23 protein-coding genes are annotated in these 19,335 nt (G+C 70.5%); 3 read left to right on the forward strand and 20 right to left on the reverse strand.

Annotated elements, in window-relative coordinates; all coding sequences use genetic code 11:
- The 4 genes from JWP28_RS13025 to JWP28_RS13040 all read right to left on the reverse strand — a co-directional run.
- Positions 1–953: hypothetical protein (locus JWP28_RS13025; protein ID WP_299543494.1), on the reverse strand; the 953-nt coding region annotated here is incomplete at its 3' end.
- Between the two features lie 55 nt (positions 954–1,008).
- Positions 1,009–2,541 (reverse strand): acyl-CoA carboxylase subunit beta, encoded by a 1,533-nt coding sequence (locus JWP28_RS13030; protein ID WP_299543495.1) that lies wholly within the window; start codon positions 2,539–2,541, stop codon positions 1,009–1,011.
- A 61-nt stretch (positions 2,542–2,602) separates the two neighbouring features.
- Positions 2,603–2,974 (reverse strand): hypothetical protein, encoded by a 372-nt coding sequence (locus JWP28_RS13035; protein ID WP_299543496.1) that lies wholly within the window; start codon positions 2,972–2,974, stop codon positions 2,603–2,605.
- A 75-nt stretch (positions 2,975–3,049) separates the two neighbouring features.
- Entirely contained in the window at positions 3,050–3,778 is a 729-nt protein-coding gene (locus JWP28_RS13040) for an ATP12 family protein (protein WP_299543498.1), read from the reverse strand.
- An 88-nt stretch (positions 3,779–3,866) separates the two neighbouring features.
- Between JWP28_RS13040 and JWP28_RS13045 the strand changes: the two genes are divergently transcribed.
- Positions 3,867–5,369: a DUF1800 family protein gene (locus tag JWP28_RS13045; protein WP_366143815.1), complete on the forward strand. Its 1,503-nt coding sequence runs from the start codon at positions 3,867–3,869 to the stop codon at positions 5,367–5,369.
- Between the two features lie 104 nt (positions 5,370–5,473).
- A complete protein-coding gene (locus tag JWP28_RS13050; protein ID WP_299543500.1) occupies positions 5,474–6,637 on the forward strand; it encodes a DUF1501 domain-containing protein in 1,164 nt (387 codons plus the stop codon).
- 39 nt (positions 6,638–6,676) lie between these two features.
- Here JWP28_RS13050 and JWP28_RS13055 read toward each other — a convergent pair whose 3' ends face one another.
- From JWP28_RS13055 to JWP28_RS13085, 7 genes are all read right to left on the reverse strand, one after another.
- The gene (locus tag JWP28_RS13055; protein ID WP_299543502.1) at positions 6,677–8,176 is read right to left on the reverse strand and encodes a putative 2OG-Fe(II) oxygenase; all 1,500 of its coding nucleotides are present in this window, start codon (positions 8,174–8,176) and stop codon (positions 6,677–6,679) included.
- Positions 8,173–9,153 (reverse strand): RluA family pseudouridine synthase, encoded by a 981-nt coding sequence (locus tag JWP28_RS13060; RefSeq protein ID WP_299543504.1) that lies wholly within the window; start codon positions 9,151–9,153, stop codon positions 8,173–8,175. Before JWP28_RS13060 ends, JWP28_RS13055 begins: the two co-directional genes overlap by 4 nt.
- Entirely contained in the window at positions 9,150–9,533 is a 384-nt protein-coding gene (crcB, locus tag JWP28_RS13065; RefSeq protein WP_299543506.1) for a fluoride efflux transporter CrcB, read from the reverse strand. Before crcB ends, JWP28_RS13060 begins: the two co-directional genes overlap by 4 nt.
- A 40-nt stretch (positions 9,534–9,573) precedes the next feature.
- Entirely contained in the window at positions 9,574–10,065 is a 492-nt protein-coding gene (locus JWP28_RS13070; RefSeq protein ID WP_299543507.1) for a hypothetical protein, read from the reverse strand.
- Positions 10,066–10,144: 79 nt separating this feature from the next.
- A complete protein-coding gene (locus tag JWP28_RS13075) occupies positions 10,145–10,903 on the reverse strand; it encodes an RluA family pseudouridine synthase (protein ID WP_299543509.1) in 759 nt (252 codons plus the stop codon).
- Complete coding sequence (locus tag JWP28_RS13080; protein ID WP_299543511.1) at positions 10,900–12,207, reverse strand: replication-associated recombination protein A; 1,308 nt, start codon at positions 12,205–12,207, stop codon at positions 10,900–10,902. Before JWP28_RS13080 ends, JWP28_RS13075 begins: the two co-directional genes overlap by 4 nt.
- Positions 12,208–12,253: 46 nt before the next feature.
- The gene (locus tag JWP28_RS13085; RefSeq protein WP_299543513.1) at positions 12,254–12,709 is read right to left on the reverse strand and encodes a helix-turn-helix domain-containing protein; all 456 of its coding nucleotides are present in this window, start codon (positions 12,707–12,709) and stop codon (positions 12,254–12,256) included.
- 79 nt (positions 12,710–12,788) lie between these two features.
- On the opposite strand from JWP28_RS13085, the gene JWP28_RS13090 reads away from it, so the two are divergent.
- Positions 12,789–13,415, forward strand: coding sequence for an FMN-dependent NADH-azoreductase (locus JWP28_RS13090; protein WP_299543514.1), 627 nt, complete (start codon positions 12,789–12,791; stop codon positions 13,413–13,415).
- A 44-nt stretch (positions 13,416–13,459) separates the two neighbouring features.
- On the opposite strand, the gene JWP28_RS13095 is transcribed toward JWP28_RS13090, so the two are convergent.
- The 9 genes from JWP28_RS13095 to JWP28_RS13135 form a co-directional block, all read right to left on the reverse strand.
- Positions 13,460–14,872, reverse strand: a complete 1,413-nt coding sequence (locus JWP28_RS13095) for a Do family serine endopeptidase (protein WP_299543516.1) — start codon at positions 14,870–14,872, stop codon at positions 13,460–13,462.
- Positions 14,873–14,938: 66 nt separating this feature from the next.
- On the reverse strand, positions 14,939–16,201 hold the full coding sequence (locus JWP28_RS13100) for a TCR/Tet family MFS transporter (RefSeq protein ID WP_299543518.1): 1,263 nt from the start codon (positions 16,199–16,201) through the stop codon (positions 14,939–14,941).
- 51 nt (positions 16,202–16,252) lie between these two features.
- Complete coding sequence (locus JWP28_RS13105) at positions 16,253–16,714, reverse strand: SRPBCC domain-containing protein (RefSeq protein WP_299543519.1); 462 nt, start codon at positions 16,712–16,714, stop codon at positions 16,253–16,255.
- The gene (locus JWP28_RS13110; protein ID WP_299543520.1) at positions 16,711–17,076 is read right to left on the reverse strand and encodes a metalloregulator ArsR/SmtB family transcription factor; all 366 of its coding nucleotides are present in this window, start codon (positions 17,074–17,076) and stop codon (positions 16,711–16,713) included. Before JWP28_RS13110 ends, JWP28_RS13105 begins: the two co-directional genes overlap by 4 nt.
- Entirely contained in the window at positions 17,073–17,528 is a 456-nt protein-coding gene (locus JWP28_RS13115; RefSeq protein ID WP_299543522.1) for a VOC family protein, read from the reverse strand. Before JWP28_RS13115 ends, JWP28_RS13110 begins: the two co-directional genes overlap by 4 nt.
- Positions 17,521–18,015, reverse strand: coding sequence for a VOC family protein (locus JWP28_RS13120; RefSeq protein WP_299543524.1), 495 nt, complete (start codon positions 18,013–18,015; stop codon positions 17,521–17,523). Before JWP28_RS13120 ends, JWP28_RS13115 begins: the two co-directional genes overlap by 8 nt.
- A gap of 53 nt (positions 18,016–18,068) precedes the next feature.
- Positions 18,069–18,518 carry a DUF1801 domain-containing protein gene (locus tag JWP28_RS13125; RefSeq protein WP_299543526.1) on the reverse strand — a complete coding sequence of 150 codons (450 nt, stop codon included), beginning with the start codon at positions 18,516–18,518 and terminating at the stop codon, positions 18,069–18,071.
- Positions 18,519–18,617: 99 nt separating this feature from the next.
- Positions 18,618–19,028, reverse strand: coding sequence for a 50S ribosomal protein L17 (gene rplQ, locus JWP28_RS13130; RefSeq protein WP_299543527.1), 411 nt, complete (start codon positions 19,026–19,028; stop codon positions 18,618–18,620).
- Positions 19,029–19,117: 89 nt separating this feature from the next.
- Positions 19,118–19,335, reverse strand: a 218-nt coding sequence (locus JWP28_RS13135; RefSeq protein ID WP_299543529.1) for a DNA-directed RNA polymerase subunit alpha C-terminal domain-containing protein, incomplete at its 5' end; no start/stop codon positions are given.

Consider the following 19,335-nt stretch of genomic DNA (forward strand, 5'->3'; position numbering starts at 1 on the left):
CCGCCGGAGACGGAGATCGAGATGTTCGTGGCGTCGAGCCAGGTGTCGTCGGTCAGCCGCTCGTGGGCGTCGTCGCTGATTCGGTCGTCGGAGCGCTTGTAGCCCTGCGGCCCCAGGCCCCGGGCGCCGCGGGAGCGGCCCTGGAAGTCCGGGTCGTAGATCCGCGACTCGCTGCCGGCGCCGAACCAGGAGGCCACCCGCTCGCCCGCGTGGCGCAGGAAGCTGCCGGCGCCCCGCCCGGCGTCCTCGAACCGCTCGCTGCGGGTCTCGCGCCGCCCGCCGTCGCCGTAGCCGCGCTCGTAGTCGTAGCCGCCGGTCCCGCCGGCCGAGGGCTTGCGCATCTCCTGGCGGTACTCGCCGGGATAGGCGCCATAGCCGGATTGGCCATAACCCTCGGCGTGGTAGCGCTCCCGCGTCGGGCTGCGCTGGGCGTCGTAGCCGCGCGGCACGTCGCCGTATTCGACGCCGCCCTGGCCGTATTCCTCGCGGTAGATCCGCTCCTGGTCGTCGTCGCCGTAGAAGCGGCCGCCGCTGCCGTAGTCGTGCTGTGTGTAGTCCTGGCTCGTGAAGCGCGGAGAGCGGTCGTAGGCGCCCTGGCGCATCGCCGGGCTTACGCCGCCGTAGTCGCGGTCCTGCCAGCCGCGGCGGGCGGGTTCGCCCCGAGCGGGTTCGCTACGGGCGCCGCCTGTGGTCCGCCCGCCGTAGCCGGCGCCTGTCTCACCCTCGCCGAATACCCGATCCCGGTCCTGGCCCCGCTCTGGGCCCCGCTCTGGGCCGCGCCCGCCGCCATGCAGGTCGGCGCGGTCGTCACGGTCCCAGCTGCGGTCCTCGCGACCCTCGGCGCGCCCCGTCTCGCCGGACCGTCGCCAGTCCCGCTCGCGCCATTGCCGTTCGCGTTCGTCCATCCAGTTGCCGGCCATGGTGAAGTCCTCCGTGATTATGGCGGACGGCAAGGCGCAGCCGTCCTTGAGCGGAGAACACGGGGTGGGAAGGCGGGGTTCCGGCGCCTTACAGCGGAATGTTGTCGTGTTTCTTCCAGGGGTTGGTGAGCTGCTTGCCCGCAAGGTTCTTCAGCGCCCGCACGATCCGGCGGCGCGTGCCGTGCGGCATGATCACGTCGTCGATGTAGCCTCTTGAGGCGGCGACGAAGGGGTTGGCGAAGCGGGCCTTGTATTCGGCCTCGCGGGCGGCGAGCGCCTCGGGGTCGCCGATCTCCGAGCGGAAGATGATTTCCACGGCGCCCTTGGAGCCCATCACCGCGATCTCGGCGGTGGGCCAGGCGTAGTTGATGTCGCCGCGCAGGTGCTTGGAGCTCATCACGTCATAGGCGCCGCCATAGGCCTTGCGGGTGATCAGCGTGATCTTCGGCACAGTCGCCTCGGCGAAGGCGAACAAGAGCTTGGCGCCGTGGCGGATCAGGCCGCCCTGCTCCTGGCGGGTGCCCGGCATGAAGCCCGGCACGTCGACGAAGGTGATGATCGGGATCTCGAAGGCGTCGCAGAAGCGCACGAAGCGGGCGGCCTTGCGGCTGGCGTCGATGTCGAGCACGCCGGCCAGCACCTGCGGCTGGTTGGCGACGATGCCCACCGGCTGACCGTCCATGCGCGCGAAGCCGACAACGATGTTCTTGGCGTAGTCCGGTGAAATCTCGAAGAAATCGGCCTCGTCGACGACCTTCAGGATCAGCTCCTTCATGTCGTAGGGCTTGTTGGGGTTGACCGGGATCAGGGTGTCGAGGGAGGCCTCGTCGCGGTAGGGCTCGTCGAAGCTTTCGCGGACCGGCGGCTTCTCGCGGTTGGACAGCGGCAGGAAGTCGATGAGGCGCCTGACCTGGGTGAGCGCCTCCAGGTCGTTCTCGAAGGCGCCGTCGGCGACGCCGGACTTCAGCGCGTGGACCCGGTAGCCGCCCAGTTCCTCGTGGCTGACCTCCTCGTGCGTGACCGTGCGGACCACGTCGGGGCCGGTCACGTACATGTAGGAGGTGTCCTTCACCATGAAGATGAAGTCGGTGATGGCCGGCGAATAGACGTCGCCGCCGGCGCAGGGGCCCATGATCACGCTGATCTGCGGGATGACGCCGGACGCCAGGGTGTTCTCCAGGAAGATGTCGGCGTAGCCGGCAAGGCTCTCGACCCCTTCCTGGATGCGCGCGCCGCCGGCGTCGAACAGGCCGATGATCGGGGCGCCCATCTTCAGCGCCTGGCGTTGCACCTTGAGGATCTTCTGGGCGTGCGCGCCCGAAAGAGACCCGCCGAACACCGTGAAATCCTTGGAGAAGACGAAGACCACCCGGCCGTTGATCCGCCCCCAGCCGGTGACCACCCCGTCGCCCGGCACCTTCTGGTCGGCCATGCCGAAGTCGGTCGCCCGGTGCTCGACGAACATGTCGAACTCCTCGAAAGAGCCCTCGTCGAGCAGCAGGTCGACGCGCTCGCGGGCGGTCAGCTTGCCCTTGGCGTGCTGGCTGGCGATCCGCTTCTCGCCGCCGCCCACCCGCGCCTCGGCGCGGCGCTTTTCGAGCTCTTCAAGGATATGCTTCACGCGAACCGGCCCTTCCCTGCACGGAATGAAGGGGTAGAGCGCGGCCGTTACGGTGGCAAGGTCACGCCGGGGGAGATAGGCGAGGTCTGAGAGCGCGCCTGGGGGCGGTGCGGAGCCGGCGCTCGGCGAACAGACCTTCGTCCGCCCCGGCCTCGTTCGCCGGCTCATCGATTAGGCGAGAGATCCGCCGCTCGGATTTCGCCAGTCTGCGCGCGCGGACCGGTGGTGGAGCGCCCTGCGACAGGCCTTCCTGCGCCTGCAGCAGCGCTGCCATGGCGGCGGGCGCGAGCGTGACGATGGCGGCGGAGTGGTAGGCGGGCGACGGCTGCGGGCGGGCCGGCAGGATCGGCGCGTCCGCGGTCGGCGGGACGGCGCGCGTCATCGTCCCCGGGATCAGGCTGAAACTGCCGAAAGACGCGGCCGACGCGATCACAGGCCTGGCTCCGCTCCATTCCGGCACAAGGGCCGTGGATTCGGAGGCGGCGGCGCAAGTTCCGAGCCGGCGGCGCTATTTCGCCAGTCCGCGGAACCAGCGGTCCAGCATGGCCGCCTCGCCGGCCAGGCGCTCGGTGCGCTCGGCGGCCTCGGCGTCGACGCCCCATTTCTCCTCCTGCCAGGCCTCGTCGACGCGCGAGAGGGCGAAAGCCTCCTCACCCGACAGCCAGCCGCGCTGCAGCGAGACGGCCAGCACCGCCGAGCCGAACAGGGCCGCGCCGAACGCCAGGCCGGTGAGGCCGAAGTCGTCGAGCTCGAGCGCCAGGGCCTTGACCTGGGCCAGGGTCTCCGCCGGCTGAGGCCGGTGGATGATACCCGCGGCGCGGACGAAGGCGAGGCCCGCCTCGGCCTCCGCGCGGTCGAGGACGGGCCCCCACAGGCGCTCCTGTCGGTCGACGAGGCCGGCGGGCGCGACGGCGTAGTAGCAGACGAGGTCGGAGGCCGCGTAGTCGGCGATGGCCTGGGCGGTGGCCTCGCGAGCCAGGGGCACGGAGTCGATGGCGGTGTTGGCGAGCCGCGTGGCGTGCATCTTGGCAAGCTCGAGGGTTTCCCCCTGCGCGGCCCACTCCTCGGCGACCTGGTCGGCGAGCGCGCGGGTCGGCAGGACCACTCGGCTTCCCTTCGGCCCGCGTAAGGGCCGCCCGTCCAGCAGGACCGTGTAGCCGTCCGGCTCGTCGGCCACGCTGACCCCCGCGTAGAAGCGCCTGGGCTTGTCCCCCGGTTCGTGGAAACCTCTCGCCAATACTTCACTCCCGATATTCGACGGCCAAGGTTACGCCGCTTTCGCGTGACATGACGGCGATGAGGGACAGGCGCAAGGAGACACGCAAGTGGCGCTTGCCGACCAGGACATGAGGGCCGCGATCGCGGTCACGCGCTTCGGGCTGGGCGCGAAGCCCGGCGAACTGGACGTGGCCCGCAAGGATCCCAAGGGCTTCCTCAAGAGCCAGATCCGCCGCTCCGGCGCCGACCAGCCCCCAGGTCCCACCGCCAACAGCGCTCAGCGCATGGCGGAGTTCCGCGACTATCGGCGGGAACGCCGCGAGGTGCGCCTGGAGAAGGCCTCCGACGCCCGGCCGCCGGCCGGCGCGGCCATGGAGGGCGCTCCGGCCCTGGCCGACACCGCCCAGAAGGCTCAGGACGCCCGCGATCCGGTAAAGGCGGTCGGCCGGATGCTGCGCCAGGACGTCGGCTCGGACTTCAGCGCCCGCGCGCAACTCGCGGCGGCCACCGACGCGGCCTTCCGCGAGCGCTGGACGCTGTTCTGGGCCAACCACTTCACCGTCTCGGCCAGCAAGGCGATCACCGGCACGGTGGTGGGACCGTTCGAGGAAGAGGCCATCCGGCCCAACGTCTTCGGCCGCTTCGACGACCTCTTGGGCGCGGCGGAGACCCATCCGGCCATGCTGACCTACCTCGACCAGATCCAGTCGATCGGGCCGGACAGCCAGGCAGCCGAGTTCTTCAAGCGCGGCGGTCCGCGCGGCGTCGGCGCGGGCCTGCAGCCGGCCGCCGTCCAGCAACGCGCGGTCGGCCTCAACGAGAACCTCGCCCGCGAGATCATGGAACTGCACACCGTGGGCGTGAACGGCGGCTACACCCAAGGCGACGTGACCGAGTTCGCCCGCGCCATGACGGGCCTGTCGATCGGCGGCCAGCGCGACGCCGTCTTCGGGGTCGCCGTGTTCCGGGACCAGGCCCACGAACCGGGCGTGCGGACGGTGATGGGGGTGAGCTACGACCAGCGCGGCAAGGACCAGGCCAACGCCATCCTGGCCGACCTCGCCGCCAAGCCGCAGACCGCCCGCTTCGTGTGCACGAAGATCGCCCGCCACTTCGTGGCCGACGATCCGCCGCCGGCGCTGGTCGCGCGCCTGGAGGCGGCCTGGACCGGCAGCAAGGGCGACCTCTCGAAGGTGGCCGAGGCGCTGATCTCCGCCCCGGAGGCGTGGAACCCGAAGCCGGAGAAATTCAAGACGCCCTACGAGTTCATCGTCTCGAGCTATCGCGCGGCCGGCGCGACGCCGACCGGTTTCGACAAGCTCGGCCCGATCCTGACCGCGCTGGGCCAGAAGCCATTCTCGGCCCCCTCGCCCAAGGGCTGGCCGGAGGACGCGCGGTCCTGGGCCGCGCCCGACGCCATCGTCAAGCGCATGCAGTTCGCCCAGGCGTTCTCGGCGGCCGCCGTCCGCGACCGCGATCCCAAGGGGCTGGCCGCCGACGCCCTGGGCGAGCGGCTCTCCCCCGAGACCGCCAAGGCCATAGCGCGCGCCGAGTCGCGCCCCGAGGGCTTCGCCCTGCTGCTGATGTCCCCGGAGTTCCAACGCCGATGAACGCCTTTACGCTCTCAAGCCCCCTTTTGCCTTCAAGCCCCCTTTTTCCTTCAAGACGGGGCCTGCTCGCGACCGCGGCGGGCTTCGGGCTGTCGCTGCAGCTGATGGCCGTTCCGGCGCTTGCCGCCGACGGCGCGCTCAACAGGCGCAAGCTGATCGTGGTGATCTGCCGCGGCGGCATGGACGGCCTTTCGGTCGCGCCTCCGATCGGGGACGGCGAGTACCGGGGCCTGCGCGGGTCCCTGGCGCTCAACGACAGCGCCCTGCCCCTCGACGGGACCTTCGCCCTGCACCCGCAGCTCGCCGCCGTCCACGCCTTGGCCAGGGCCGGCGAGGCGCGCATCGTCCCCGCTGTCGCCACGCCCGACCGCGCCCGCTCGCACTTCGAGGCGCAGGACGTCCTGGAGACCGGCGCGGCCGGCGTCTACTCGACCACCTCCGGCTGGCTGAACCGGGCCGTGGAGACGCTGTCGGCGCACCGCAAGGTGGACGCGCTGTCGGTCGGCCCCACCGCGCCGCTGATCCTGCGCGGCAAGGTCCAGACCGCCTCCTGGTCGCCGGGCCGCTCGGTGGACGCCGAGGCGCGCCTGCCGATACTGTTGCAGGACCTCTACCGCAACGATCCGCTGCTGGGCCCGGCGCTGGCCCGCGGCCTCGCCACCGAGACCATGGCCAAGGACGCCACCGCGGGTCTGGAGGGCGTCCAGCCCGCCGCGATGATGGGCGGCAAGGTCGGAACCGCCGGCGCGCCGCCTCAGCAGGGGCGCGACGCCGCGCGCACCATGGGCGCCTCGCTCGCGGGCTTCATGCGCGAACCCGGCGGACCGACTGTGGCGGCGATCTCGCTGGACGGCTTCGACAGCCACGCCAACCAGGCCGGCCTGCTGACCGCGCGCCTGGCCTACCTCGACGCGGTGCTGGACGGCGTGCGCTCGGGGTTGGGGCCGGAGTGGAAGGACACCGTCGTGGTGGTCGCCACCGAGTTCGGCCGCACCGCGCGGGCCAACGGCACCGGCGGCACCGACCACGGCACGGCGTCCACCGCCCTGCTGCTCGGCGGGGCGCTAAAACCCGGCGGCATCGTCGGCGACTGGCCGACGCTTAAAGTACAGGCGCTCTACGAGAACCGCGACGTCACCCCGACCCTGGACATGCGCGGCCTCTTCAAGGGCGTGCTCGCCGAGCACATGGGCGTCGACCGCGCCGCGCTGGAAAACGCGGTGTTCCCCAACAGCGCCGCAGCGAAGCCGGTGATGGGGCTGGTGTAGCCTTGCGGTCCCCCTCTCCCGCTGCGCGGGAAAGGAAGATCATTTGGGGACAGCGTCGAAGGCGATGGTCATCCGGGCTTCGTCGGTCGTGAACGGCACGGTGCCGTGCCACATGTAGGACGGGAACAGCACGAGGCGGCCCGGCTTCGGCTTCACATAATGCGCGGCCGGCATCGGCGGGTCGGTGACGAAGGGCGGCTTGCCGAAGCGGATCCAGCCCTGCCGCTCCTCGGTCTCCAGCGCCGCGTCCGGCGTCTCTACATAGAAGGCCGACGACAGCCAGCCCTCCGGATGGAAGTGGTCGCGGTGGAAGCCGCCAGGCCGCAGCCGCACCGACCAGGCCCCCTGGATCCGGTAGTCGAAGGTGTTGCGGCGGCGGAGCGGGTCGTCGCCGCGGCCCAGCCTGGCCATGTGCTGGCGGATCGGCGCATCGATCGCCTGGAAGAAGGCCTTGATCGCCAGGTCGTCGGAGCCGGACAGCAGGTGCAGCGTCTGGCTGCCATGGCGCAGCGATTGGTTCGACGGATGCTGCTCGTAAAGATGAAGTTCTTTCAGGGACTTGCCGAGATCGGCTAAGAAGGCCTCGATCGACGGCCAACCCTCGGGCGTCTCGATGTCGTAGGCGCCGACCACGGCATCGTAGTCGCAAAGCTCGCCGTACAGCGGGTCGCCGGCCGCCCGCGCCGCCGTCGCCGCCCAGCCCCACAGCGACTGGTCCTCGGGATGGATGGCGAGGGCGCCCCGCAGCTTGGCGAGCGCCGCGTCGGCCCGGTCTCGCGCCAGGTCTACGATCGCCGCGTACTGCACCACGCTGCGGGCGTTCGGGTCGACGCCTTGCGCCAGCCGCACGTAGCGCTCCGCCTCGTCGACGCGCTCCAGCCGCAGCTCCGCCTGGGCTGCGGCCAGCAGCAGCGGCAGGTCGCCCCGGAGCCGGCGGGTTGCGGCCTCCAGCAGGGCGGCGGCGCGCGGCAGGTCGCCCGCCGCCTCGAACAGCGTGGCCTTGGCCAGCAGCAGCGGCGTCGGCGGCCCGCCCGCGTGGAAGGCCTTGTCGAGCACCGCGTCGGCGGCCGCCACGTCGCCGCGCCGCATCCACACGAGGTTGGCGAGTTCCGAGGCCACCGTCGGCGCGCCGCCGACGCGCATCAGGCTCTGGCGATAGGCGTCCTCCGCCCGGTCGTGGTCGCCGCTCGCCTGCAAAGCGCGGGCGTAGACGTTCCAGGTCTCCGGCGCGTCGAGGCCTAGGGTGAAGGCCTTCTCGCAGGCCTTCACAGCGTCCTGCCCGCGGCCCAGGTCGCCCAAGGTGGCGGCGAGGTTGTGCCAGGCGATGGGGCTCGACCCGAACCGCTCGATGGCCTGCAGGTCGAACGCCAGGGCCTTTTCGCGCTGGCCAGCCGCCTTCAGGGCCCCGGCGTGGGCCGCCAGCGCCATGTGGCTGGGCGCTGCGCCGGCCACCAGAGCGGCGGTCAGGGCCAGGGCATCGCCCGCCTTGCCGTGCGCCACCAGCGCTTCGGCGCGGTCGATCGTGGCCGTCTCGTTCATCGCCGGGTCTTCCGGAACGGTTCGGGCTCGGCCTCGTGCTCCTCGAAGCCAAAGCGCCGGAAGCCCTCGCGCAGCTCCGGGCTGATCGGCGCCTCGAGGATCAGCTGGCCGCGCGAGGGGTGGGCCAGCACCAGGCGGCGGGCGTGCAGCTGCAGCTTGAGCCCCTGCGACAGCTCGGTGGAGGCCTCGGTCCCGTACTTGGGATCCCCAAGGATCGGATGGCCCATGGCCAGCATGTGGGCGCGCAACTGGTGGGTGCGGCCGGTGTGGGGGCGAAGGGCCATCCAGGCGACCCGATCGCCGGCCCGCGAAATGGTCACGAACTCGGTCTCGGCGGGCTCGGCCCTGGGGTCGGAGGGGTCGGCCGGCTGCACCATCTCGCGGTCGCCGACGCCCTTCTTGGCGAGCGGCAGGTCGAGGACGCCCTCGCCGGGCTTGGGGAAGCCCGCGACCAGGGCCCAGTAGGTCTTCTGCGCCCGGCGCTTGGCGAAGGCTCCGGCGAGCTTGGCCGCCGCGCCCGGCGACTTGCCCAGCACCAGCACGCCGGAGGTGTCGCGGTCGAGCCGGTGCACCAGCCTCGGTCGCTCCAGCCCCTCGCCCCAGGCCGACAGCAGCCGGTCGATGTGCCTGGAAGTCTTGGTGCCGCCTTGCACGGCGAGGCCGGCGGGCTTGTTCAGCGCCAGCACCTCCTCGTCCTCGTAGAGCACCAGGGACTTGGCGAAGGCGACCTCGCGCGGGTCGAGGGCGTCCTTGTCGCGCGGCGGCGGTGCGTCGGGCAGCGGCGGCACCCGGATCTGCGAGCCGGCCGACAGCCGCGTGTCGGGCTTGGCGCGGCCGCCGTCGACGCGGATCTGGCCGGAGCGGGCGAGCTTCTGGATCTGGATGTGGTTCAGGTGCGGCCAGCGGCGCTTGAACCAACGGTCGAGGCGCACCCCCTCCTCGCCCTTGTCCACATAGAGGGTGCGGACCTCCTTCATGCCAGCAGCTTCCGCATCAGGAAGAGCCCCAGGAACAGCGCTCCGACCGAGAGCACCACCGAGGCCAGGCTGTAGGCGGCGGCCAGGCCGTAGGTCCGCCGTTCGATCATCAGCGCCGTCTCCAGCGAGAAGGACGAGAAGGTCGTGAAGCCGCCCAGGACACCAACGCCCAGCAGCAGGCGCCATCGCTCCTGGTCGCCACCGCCGCGCAGGGCGAGCGCGCCGACCAGCACGCCCATCAGTAATCCGCCGAGCACGTTGGCGGTGAAGGTCCCATAGGGCGGGCCCGGGCCGAACGCCTTGAACAGGCGCACGCCCAGGAGGTAGCGGCAGACCGCCCCGAAGGCGCCGCCCAAGGCCACAAGCAGCAGAGTCGGCATCAGCCCCTTATGCGACGCCCGCTCGCCGCCGCAAAGGCCGTCAGATACGCGCGCCCACGGACTCGCGCACCCCGCGGGCGTCATAGACGTCAGGGCCGGGAGGCCTGGGCCCCTTGCCCATGGTCACCTCCAGGGTCGCGGTGAGCGCCGGGCCGCCGCCGAGGTTGAAGGCGGTGCCGACGCCTCCACCGACCGCGCTGCGCCGGCCGAAGCTCATGCCGCCGACGCTCAAGCCCACCCGCGGCCCCTCGCCCGCGCGGTCCCAGCTCACGGCGCGCTCATAGACCCGGAACCAGTCATAGCCGTCGGCCAGCGCCAGGTCGGCGGCGCGGCGCAGCGCATAGTCCTCGACCTGCGCGCGGGGCGCGCCCGGCGCGCCGTGGAAGTTGATGCGGTAGCGGCCGGGCTCGATCCGCTGCTCGAAATAGCCGACGGCGCGCGGGCCGGCGACCGGCTGGTAGGCCATCGGCTGGGGCGTTTCGCAGGCGCTCAGCGAGAGCGCGGCGAGGGCTGGCAGGATCAGGCGTTTCATCGGTCTTTGTCCGGCGGAAAACCGTTTGAGTTCCAAGACTTCGCGACAGAAACGGGCGAATTGGCTGCGGCGTTCCGGATCAGCCGAGCTGGAGCGCCGCGATCAGGCCCAGCATGTCCGCGGGCGGCGGCGCTTCGATGCGCTTCTCGCCGCCCGACGGATGCGGGAAGCGGAGCGCTGCGGCGTGCAGCATCAGGCGCGGGACCGCGTGTCCGCCGACCACCAGGGCTCCGCCGTAGCGCGCATCGCCGGCGATGGGGCGGCCGATGGAGGCCAGGTGCACGCGCAGCTGGTGCATGCGGCCGGTCTCGGGGTCGAGTTCCAGGAGGGCGGCGCCGGGCGCCTCGGCGAGCGTCCGGTAGCGGCTGCGCGCCGTTTCGGCGTCCGGATGGTCGGGCGGGCAGACGCGCATGTAGGCCTCGCGTCCCTGCTCGTCGCGGCGCAAGGGGGCGTCGATGGCGCCCGCCTTCGGCTCGGGAGCGCCGGGCGTGACGATGGCGCGGTAGGTCTTGGCGAACCTGCGCCCCATCATCGCCTTGCCGAGGAAGCCCGCGGCGGGCTTGGTCCTGGCCGTCAGGATGACGCCGGAGGTGTCGCGGTCGAGGCGGTGGATCAGCCGGGGCCGCGCCTTGCCGGGCCTGGCGAAGGCCCACAGCAGCTCGTCGAGCGTATGGGCCTGGCCGCGTCCGCCCTGGCTCGACAGGCCGGCCGGCTTGTTCAGGGCCAGGATCTCGGGATCCTCGTAGATCACCAGCCCGCGGACGAAGGCGATCTCGTCGGGAGAAAGCGTGACGCCGGAGGTCGGCGCGCGGTCGGACCGCTGCGGGCGCCGGCTCAAGCGCCGCCCCGCTCCCGGCGCAGGGCCGCCCAGCGGTCGAGCCGCTCCTTGATCCGGGCCTCGGACCCTTCGCCCTTCGGCGCATAGAAGGTCTGGCGGTCCATCTCGTCGGGGAAATAGTCCTGCCCGGAGAAACCCTCGGCCTGATCGTGGTCGTAGGCGTAGCCCTTGCCGTAGCCCAGGTCCTTCATCAGCCGCGTCGGCGCGTTGCGGATGTGCATGGGCGGGGACAGCGAGCCGGTTTCCTTGGCCGCCTTCATGGCCGCGCCATAGGCCCGGTAGACGGCGTTGGACTTCGGCGCAGTCGCCAGGTGGACGGTGAGCTGGGCAAGCGCGATCTCGCCTTCCGGAGAGCCCAGGAAGTCGTAGGTGTCCTTGGCCGCGTTGGCGAGGATCAGCGACATGGGGTCCGCCTCGCCGATGTCTTCCGCGGCGGCGCGGATCAGCCGCCGGGCCACGAACAGCGGATCCTCCCCGCCGTCCAGCATCCGCGCCAGCCAGTAGAGCGCCGCGTCCGGGTCCGAGCCGCGGATCGACTTATGCAGGGCGGAGATGAGGTTGTAGTGCTCCTCGCGGTCCTTGTCGTAGGCCGGGCTGCGCTTCTGCAGCACCTGGCCCAACTCCTTGGTCGTGAGCGGCTTGGCCGAGCCGATATTGAACAGGGTCTCGATCAGGGTGAGGAGATAGCGGCCGTCGCCGTCGGCGAGCGCGATCAAGGCGTTACGCGCCTCGGGCTCAAGCGGCAGCGGCGCGCCTTCGAAGGTCTCGGCCTTCTTGATCAGGGTCTCCAGCGCCGTCTCGTCCAGGCGCTTCAGCACGAAGACTTGGCAGCGCGAGAGCAGCGCCCCGTTCAGCTCGAACGAGGGGTTCTCGGTGGTGGCGCCCACCAGGGTGACGATCCCCTCCTCCACAAACGGCAGGAAGCCGTCCTGCTGGGCGCGGTTGAAGCGGTGGATCTCGTCGACAAACAGCAGGGTCGATTGGCCGGCGAGGCGCCGGACCCGCGCGGCCTCGAAGGCCTTCTTCAGGTCGGCGACGCCCGAGAACACCGCCGAGAGCTGCTGGAACTCGTAGCCGGCCTCCTTGGCCAGGAGGCGCGCGATGGTGGTCTTGCCGGTGCCGGGCGGGCCCCAGAGGATCATCGAGGCGAGCCGCTTGGCCTCCGCCATACGCCGGATCGGCCCCGCCGGACCCAGCAGGTGATCCTGCCCCACCACCTCGTCCAGCCGCTGCGGGCGCAGCCGGTCGGCAAGGGGCGACGGCGCCTGGGGCGTCAGGCCCGCGGCTTCGAAGAGATCGGCCATGCGGACTTCTAGCAAACCCTGAGGATCGGGGTGAGGCGCATCGGTGTCAGGATCGATCCTGCGCCGCGTCGAACCGCGCGCGCGCCGCGTCGATCTGCTCGCGCTTGGCGAAGGCCCATTCGCCAAGCGCGTCGATCGGGCAACGCAGCGACTGGCCAAGCTCGGTAAGCTCGTAGTCCACCCGCGGCGGGATGGTCGGGAAGACCGTGCGCGTCACCAGCCCGTCGCGCTCCAGCCCACGCAGGGTGAGCGTCAGCATGCGCTGCGAGATGCCATTGATCGCACGGCGGATCTCGTTGAACCGCTTGGGGCCCGGCCCCAGCAGCATGACGATCATCACGCTCCATTTGTCGCCGACGCGGGAGAGGATGTCCGTCACGGGACGACAGGCTTTGGTGACGGATTCCACCCCGTTCTTCTCGATCTGCGAGAACAGCTCGGCGTGCGACAGACCCCCATGTGTGGTCACGGGGATGGTCACATCGGTGTGCTTGGGTTCCAAAAAAGTGCCTTCTTGTGAGGTTCAGGGCAGTTACTCAAATAGTGCTGGTCACAAACCAATACCAGCATGAGGCCCCACAGTGAACCTGCTCCACCTCGATTCCAGCATCCTCGGCGACCACTCGGTGAGCCGCCAGATCTCCGCCGCGGCGGTCGCGGCCCTGCGCGCCGAGAGCCCTGGCCTGAACGTCGTTTACCGCGACCTGGGCGCGACGCCTGCGCCGCACCAGTCGGGCGCCCTCCTGGCCGCGCGCGGTCTCGATCCCGAAGCACGCACTCCCGACCAGACCCGCGAGGTGGCCGACGCCGACGCCATCCTCAATGAGTTCCTCGCCGCCGACATCGTGGTGATCGGCGTGCCGATGTACAACTTCGGCATCCCCAGCCAGCTGAAGAGCTGGATCGACCACATCGCCGTAGCCGGAAAGACCTTCCGCTATTCCGAGGCCGGGGTCGAAGGCCTGGCCGGCGACAAGCGGGTGATCCTCGCCTCCTCGCGCGGCGGCTTCTACGGTCCGGACAGCCCCGCCGCCGGCCTGCAGCACCAGGAAAGCTACCTGCGCGGCTTCTTCGCGTTCATCGGCGTCCAGGACGTCGAGGTCGTCAGCGCCGAAGGCGTCAACATCAGCCCCGACCAGAAGCAGGCGTCGCTGGACGCGGCGGTCGCCGAGGCCGGCGGCCTGGGACGCCTGCTTCGGGCGGCGTAGGGCCAAGGCGGCTGCGGCAAGCCCGCAGCCGCCCTTCTTTTTGCCTAGGCCCGGACGGTCGCCGTCACCTCGCGGCCGTTGCGCTCGATGGTGAACTGCCACACCGGGGCCGGAGCCACCACGGCGCTGGTCAGGTCGCTGACGCTCTTGATGTCGCGGCCGTTGACCGCCCGGATGATGTCGCCGGGCTGCAGGCCGACCTGCTGGGCCGGGCCGGCGGCGGTCTTCAACACCAGCACGCCGGCGCGGCCGAACGGATCGAGGCCCACTTCCTCGGCCACCGCCGGCGAGAGGTTGACCACCGTGGCCCCGGCGAAGGGATTGCGCCCTGCGATCACGCGCTCGTCGCGGGCCGGCGTCGCGGGCGCAGCCTCGGCCTGGACGGTGAGCGCCTGCTCGCCGCCCGCGCGGTGGACGCCGACCCGCACGGCCTCGCCCGGCCGATGATTGGCGACCGCATAGTTCAGCGCCGCGGCGTCGACCACCGGGCCGCCGTCCACCGAGGTGACCACGTCGCCCTGCTTCAGGCCTGCGCGCTGCGCCGCCCCGTTCGGCCAGACATCGGCGACCAAGGCCCCGGAGGGCCGGGAGAGGCCCATGGTCTTGGCAAGCTCCGGTGTCACGCTCTGCAGGCGCGCGCCGAGCCAGGGACGCACCACCGCATGGCCGCCGCCCATCGCCGTCTCCACCACGCGGCGCACCACGGCCGCCGGGATCGCGAAGCCGACGCCGGAGGAGGTGCCCGACTGCGAGAGGATGAAGCTGTTCACCCCGATCAGGGCGCCGTCCATGTCCACCAGGGCGCCTCCGGAGTTGCCCGGATTGATCGCCGCGTCGGTCTGGATGTAGGCCCCGGCGTCGCCGTTGGGGTCAGCCGTGCGGTTCAGCGCCGAGATGATGCCGTTGGTCACCGTCTGGCCGACGCCGAAGGGATCGCCGATGGCCAGCACCAGGTCGCCCACCTGGCTGTCGGTGCGCTCGTTGATGGCCAGCACCGGCAGCTTCTCGCCGGCCGGCAGGTCGATCTTCAGGATGGCCAGGTCGGTGCGGGCGTCGGCCAGCAGCACCTTGGCCGGGAATTCGCGGCGGTCGGCGAGCGCGACGGTGATCTCCTGGCCGCCCGCGACCACGTGGTTGTTGGTGACGATCACCCCGTCGGGCCGCACGATCACGCCGGATCCCAGCGAGCCTTCGATGCGGTCGCGCGGCGCGCCCATGCCGAAGAACTGCAATAGGGGATCGGCCTGCTGGCGGACCAGCCGCTTGGATGAGATGTTGACCACCGCCGGGGCGGCGCGCCGCACGACCGGGGCGAAGGACTGCTTCAGGCCGACGGCGCTGGTCGGCGCGACGCGGCCGGCGGCCTCGCCGGGAGTCGGCTGCGCCAGGCCCGCGCCGGGCAGCGAACCGGCGGCGAAGATGGCGAGGGTCGGGATCAGGACGCGGTAGGCGCGCATAGTTTCTCCGAAACTTGGATTACGACCGGAGTTCTCCGGATTTTTCGGGCGCTTTAATGGCGAGGCTTAGGCCGCTGCCGGCGTCGGCGCGCGGTGCGGATGCGCGAAGCCCCAGGCCAGCAGGAACGCCAGCACGAACAGCCCGCCCGCCAGATAAATGGCCAGGCCCGGCAAATGCAGGGTGGAGTTGTGGCGAACCGAGAAGGCGAAGGTCAGGCCGAAGATCGAGGGGCCGATGATGCCGGCGATGCCCTGCAGGCTTTGGTTGGCGCCTTGTAGCTGGCCCTGCTGGTTCGGCGGCACTCGCTGCGACATCAGCCCCTGGACGCCGGGCATCAGAAACCCTGAAAAGGCGAAGATCGGGGCGGCCATCAGATAGGCCCAGCCGGTCGAGGCGGTGCCGTACCAGGCGAAGCCCAGAGCGCCCGCCACGCAGCCGATCAGCACCAGCCGCCGCTCGCCGAACCGCGCGACTGCCGGCCCCACCAGGAACATCTGCACGATCACCCCCATCACGCCGGTGATCAGGAAGGTCAAGCCCAGCACCGACATCGACCAGTGGTAGCGCCAGGTGGTGTAGAGCACGAACACCTGCGGCAGGACGATCTGGGCCAGCTGGAACAGGAAGCCGACGCCAGCCAGGCTGAGCAGGCCTGGGTGCGATTGCAGCAGCCGCAGCGACCCCAGGGGGTTGGCGCGCGCCCACTCGAACCGCGCCAGCCGCCGCTCGGCCGGCAGGGATTCCGGCAGGATCAGAAGACCATAGAACCAGTTCAGCGCCGTCAGGCCCGCAGCCACCAGGAATGGCAGGCGGATGTTGATGTCGCCCAGGAAGCCGCCCAGCGTCGGGCCGACCAGGAAACCCATGGAGAAGGCCGACGTCAGCATGCCGAAGTTCTTGGCGCGATGTTCCGGCGGGGTGATATCGGCCACATAGGCGCCGCCGGTCGAGAAGCTGGCCGCAGTCATGCCGTTGAGGATCCGGCCGACGTAGAGCCACCAGAGCGTCGGCGCGAAGGCCATGAACAGGAAGTCGACGGCCAGGCCGAAGTTCGAGATCAGGAGGATCGGCCGGCGGCCCACGCGGTCCGACAGCATCCCCAGGATTGGGCCCACGATGAACTGCATCAGGCCCCAGGTAGTGGCGAAGACCACGTTCCAGTCGGAGGCCGCGGCTGTGTCACCGCCGGTCAGCTGCCGGATCAGGTTCGGCAGGATCGGGATCATCAGCCCGAACGAAATCGAGTTCATCAGGGCGCTGGCGAAGATGAAGCCGAAGGCGGCCCGGCGGCGGGGCCGCGCGCCGACCGTCATGTCAATCTCGCTCATTGTCTATCCCCTCCCCCGACCTTGAAACCAAGCAGGAACCCGCGCAACCGGTTATGCCAATGTCTCGCCGACAGCGGCGAGCTGGTTGCGCCAGTAGTCGGCCAGCCGCATCATCAGGACTTCGTCCGGGAATCCGTGGCGCGCGGCGCCGGCCGGAACCTGGTCGAAGCCGCGATGCTCGATGCTGACCCGGGTCTCCGCGCCCACAGCCTCGAAGCCGACCTCGACTTCGGTGTGAAGATCGGGAGGGAAGTTCGCTTGGCGCCAGGAGAAAACCAGCTTGGCGGGCGGCTCCCACACGCTGATCTTGCCGATCTCGAAGACCTTGCCGCCCTCCCGGGTCTCGATCAGCCGGCCACCCTCCCCAGGCTCGAAGGAAAGCCGCCCCGCTCGGGGCGTGGTCTGGAACAGCGGGCTTGGGCGCCACCAGTCCCCGATCTCCTCGACGAAGGCCGCGAACGCCCGCTCCGGCATCGCCTTCACGCGCAGCGCCACATAGACCCTGGAGGTCACTTGTCCCGCTCGATGTGGGCCTTGAAGGCGGTGAGCTGCTCGCTCCAGAGCCGCTCGGCGTCCTCCAGCCAGCGCAGTAGATGAACCATGGGTTCGGGCCTCAGGGCGTAGATGCGCACCCGCGCATCGAAGGTGGGGTGGGATTCCTCGACGAGGCCGCTCCGGCGCAGGGTCCTCAGGTGGCGGCTCATGGCCGGCGGCGTCAGGGAGAGCTCGCGCGCCAGGTCGCCGGCCGCGCGGGGGCCCCGGCTCAGGAGGTCGACGACGCGGCGCCGGTGCGGGTCGGCGAGCGCCGCCAGCGTCCGGTCGAGCTCGGCGGGAATGGCGCGGGCGGGCTCCTTTCGGGCAGGCTGGGCGCTCACACCCACCCCGTGATCTTCAAGCCGCTGACCTCCTCGGCCTGTTCGCGGGTGACCGCCTGCACGGTCTGGGCGACGGTCCAGATGTGGCCTTCCGGATCGCGGCAGCGGTAGGTGCGGTCGCCGTAGAACTGGGTCGCGGGCTCCATCAGGATCTCCGCGCCCGCCGCCCTCGCCCGTTCGCAATGGGCGTCGACATCCGTGGTGATCTGGATGTGCACCGTCTGGGTGTTCTTGCCGCCGATGGATTTGGGGCTCTTGTGGTCGGCGCTCCACTCGTTGCCGATCATCACCACGGCGTCGCCGAATCGCATCTCCGAGTGCGCCAGGCCGCCCTCGGCGTCCTCGATCAGCATGGAGACCTCGAAGCCGAACGCCTTCTCCAGCCAGGCGAGGGCCGCCTTGGGATCCTGGTAGCAGACTGCCGACATCAGGGGTGCGCGCCAATCAGCCATGACCGGCCTCCTTCAAGGACGTTGCGATTTTCAGGCCGGTCGCGGCTTCCTGGTCGGCGATGGAGACCTGGGCGACCGGCTGGGCGAAGTTCCAGACATGGCCCTCCGGGTCGATCACGCGGTAGGTCCGCTCGCCGTAGAACTGGTCGGACGGCTCCTGGACAATCCGCGCGCCGGCGGCCCTGGCCCGCTCGCAATGGGCGTCGAGGCCGTCAGGCAGATGCACGCGGATGAACTGGGTGCCGCGGCCCTCGATCGTGGCCGGGCTGACCATGCGGGCCTCCCCGATCGGATCGCCTGAGAACTCGCTGTTGATGCTGACCGAGCCGCCCAGGAACGACATCTCCGAATAGCCGACCTTGCCGGCCTCGTCGGTGACCAGGGTGGTGGTCTCGAAGCCGAACGCGGCTTCGAGCCATTTCAGGGCGGCCAGCGGATCGCGGTAGAAAGCGCTGGGCTTGAAGGTCGGATTGGCGGTCTCGGCCATGGCCAACTCCTGCTACGTTTCGCCAATATTTAACGCATATCGCAATTACTTCGTCAAGCCGGCCGGCGCGGGCGCTGCCTGGCGGACACCGACTTCACGACGCTGCGCGAGGGCGCGGTCGGGTCGATCGGCTGCACGGCCCTTGCCAGCGCCTGCGCCATCAGGGCGCGGACCGGCGGCTCATCGAGCACCGAGAGGTTCGGGAGCTTGAGGCTGCGCACCTGCGCCCCCTCGCCTTCCAACAGGCCCGCCGGATCGGCCAGCTCCGCGCCGTAGTAGAAGAACAGCCTCACCCAGCGGGGAAAGCAGGCGATCGAGAACACCAGGTCTTCCAGCCGGTCCGACGCCCCGTAGCCGATCGCCAGCGCATTGTAGTTGTCGTAGACCAGCTCGACCGCGCCCGGCAGGCGGCGACGCATCTCGGCGCGCGCGGCGCGGATCTGGGGCGCCACGTCCTCGGAGAACTTGGCGATGAAGCCCTCGATCTGGGTTTCGGCGTCCATGGCCCGAGCCTGCGCCGAAGCCGCGCCGCCGACAACGCGCAACAAAAAGCCCCGGAACTCGCGCTCCGGGGCCTTTGAATTTCAGCGCTGCGGCTGGGATCAGTCGGCGTAGCTCTCGGCGACCGGGCCGGAGTCCTTGCCCTTTTCGGCCGGGTCGCGGTCGACGAACTCGATCACCGCCATGGCGGCGTCGTCGCCATGACGGAAGCCCGCCTTCAGCACGCGGATGTAGCCGCCGTTGCGCGCGGCGTAGCGCGGACCCAGCACGGCGAACAGCTTGCCGACCTGCTCCACGTCGCGGACCGCGCTGATCGCCTGACGGCGCGCATGCAGGTCGCCGCGCTTGCCGAGCGTCACCAGCTTCTCGACGAAGGGGCGCAGCTCCTTGGCCTTGGGCAGCGTGGTCACGATCTGCTCGTGCTTGATCAGGCTCGCCGCCATGTTGGCGAACATCGCGGTGCGGTGGGCGCTGGTGCGGCCCAGTTTGCGGTGCGCGGAACCGTGGCGCATTTAGAACTCTCCTTAGCGGTCGGGGCGTCTCGCGACGCGCCGCGGATATTACAAAAGCTTGGACCGTGGCCTAGGCCACGGTCCGGGGATCACATCTGGTCTTCGAACTTCTTGGCCAGCTCTTCGATATTTTCGGGCGGCCAGTTGGGCACGTCCATGCCGAGGTGCAGGTTCATGCCCGCGAGCACTTCCTTGATCTCGTTCAGCGACTTGCGGCCGAAGTTCGGGGTGCGCAGCATCTCGGCTTCGGTCTTCTGGATCAGGTCGCCGATGTAGACGATGTTGTCGTTCTTCAGGCAGTTGGCCG

It is taken from the genome of Phenylobacterium sp. (genome assembly GCF_028290885.1).
GTDB lineage: Bacteria > Pseudomonadota > Alphaproteobacteria > Caulobacterales > Caulobacteraceae > Phenylobacterium.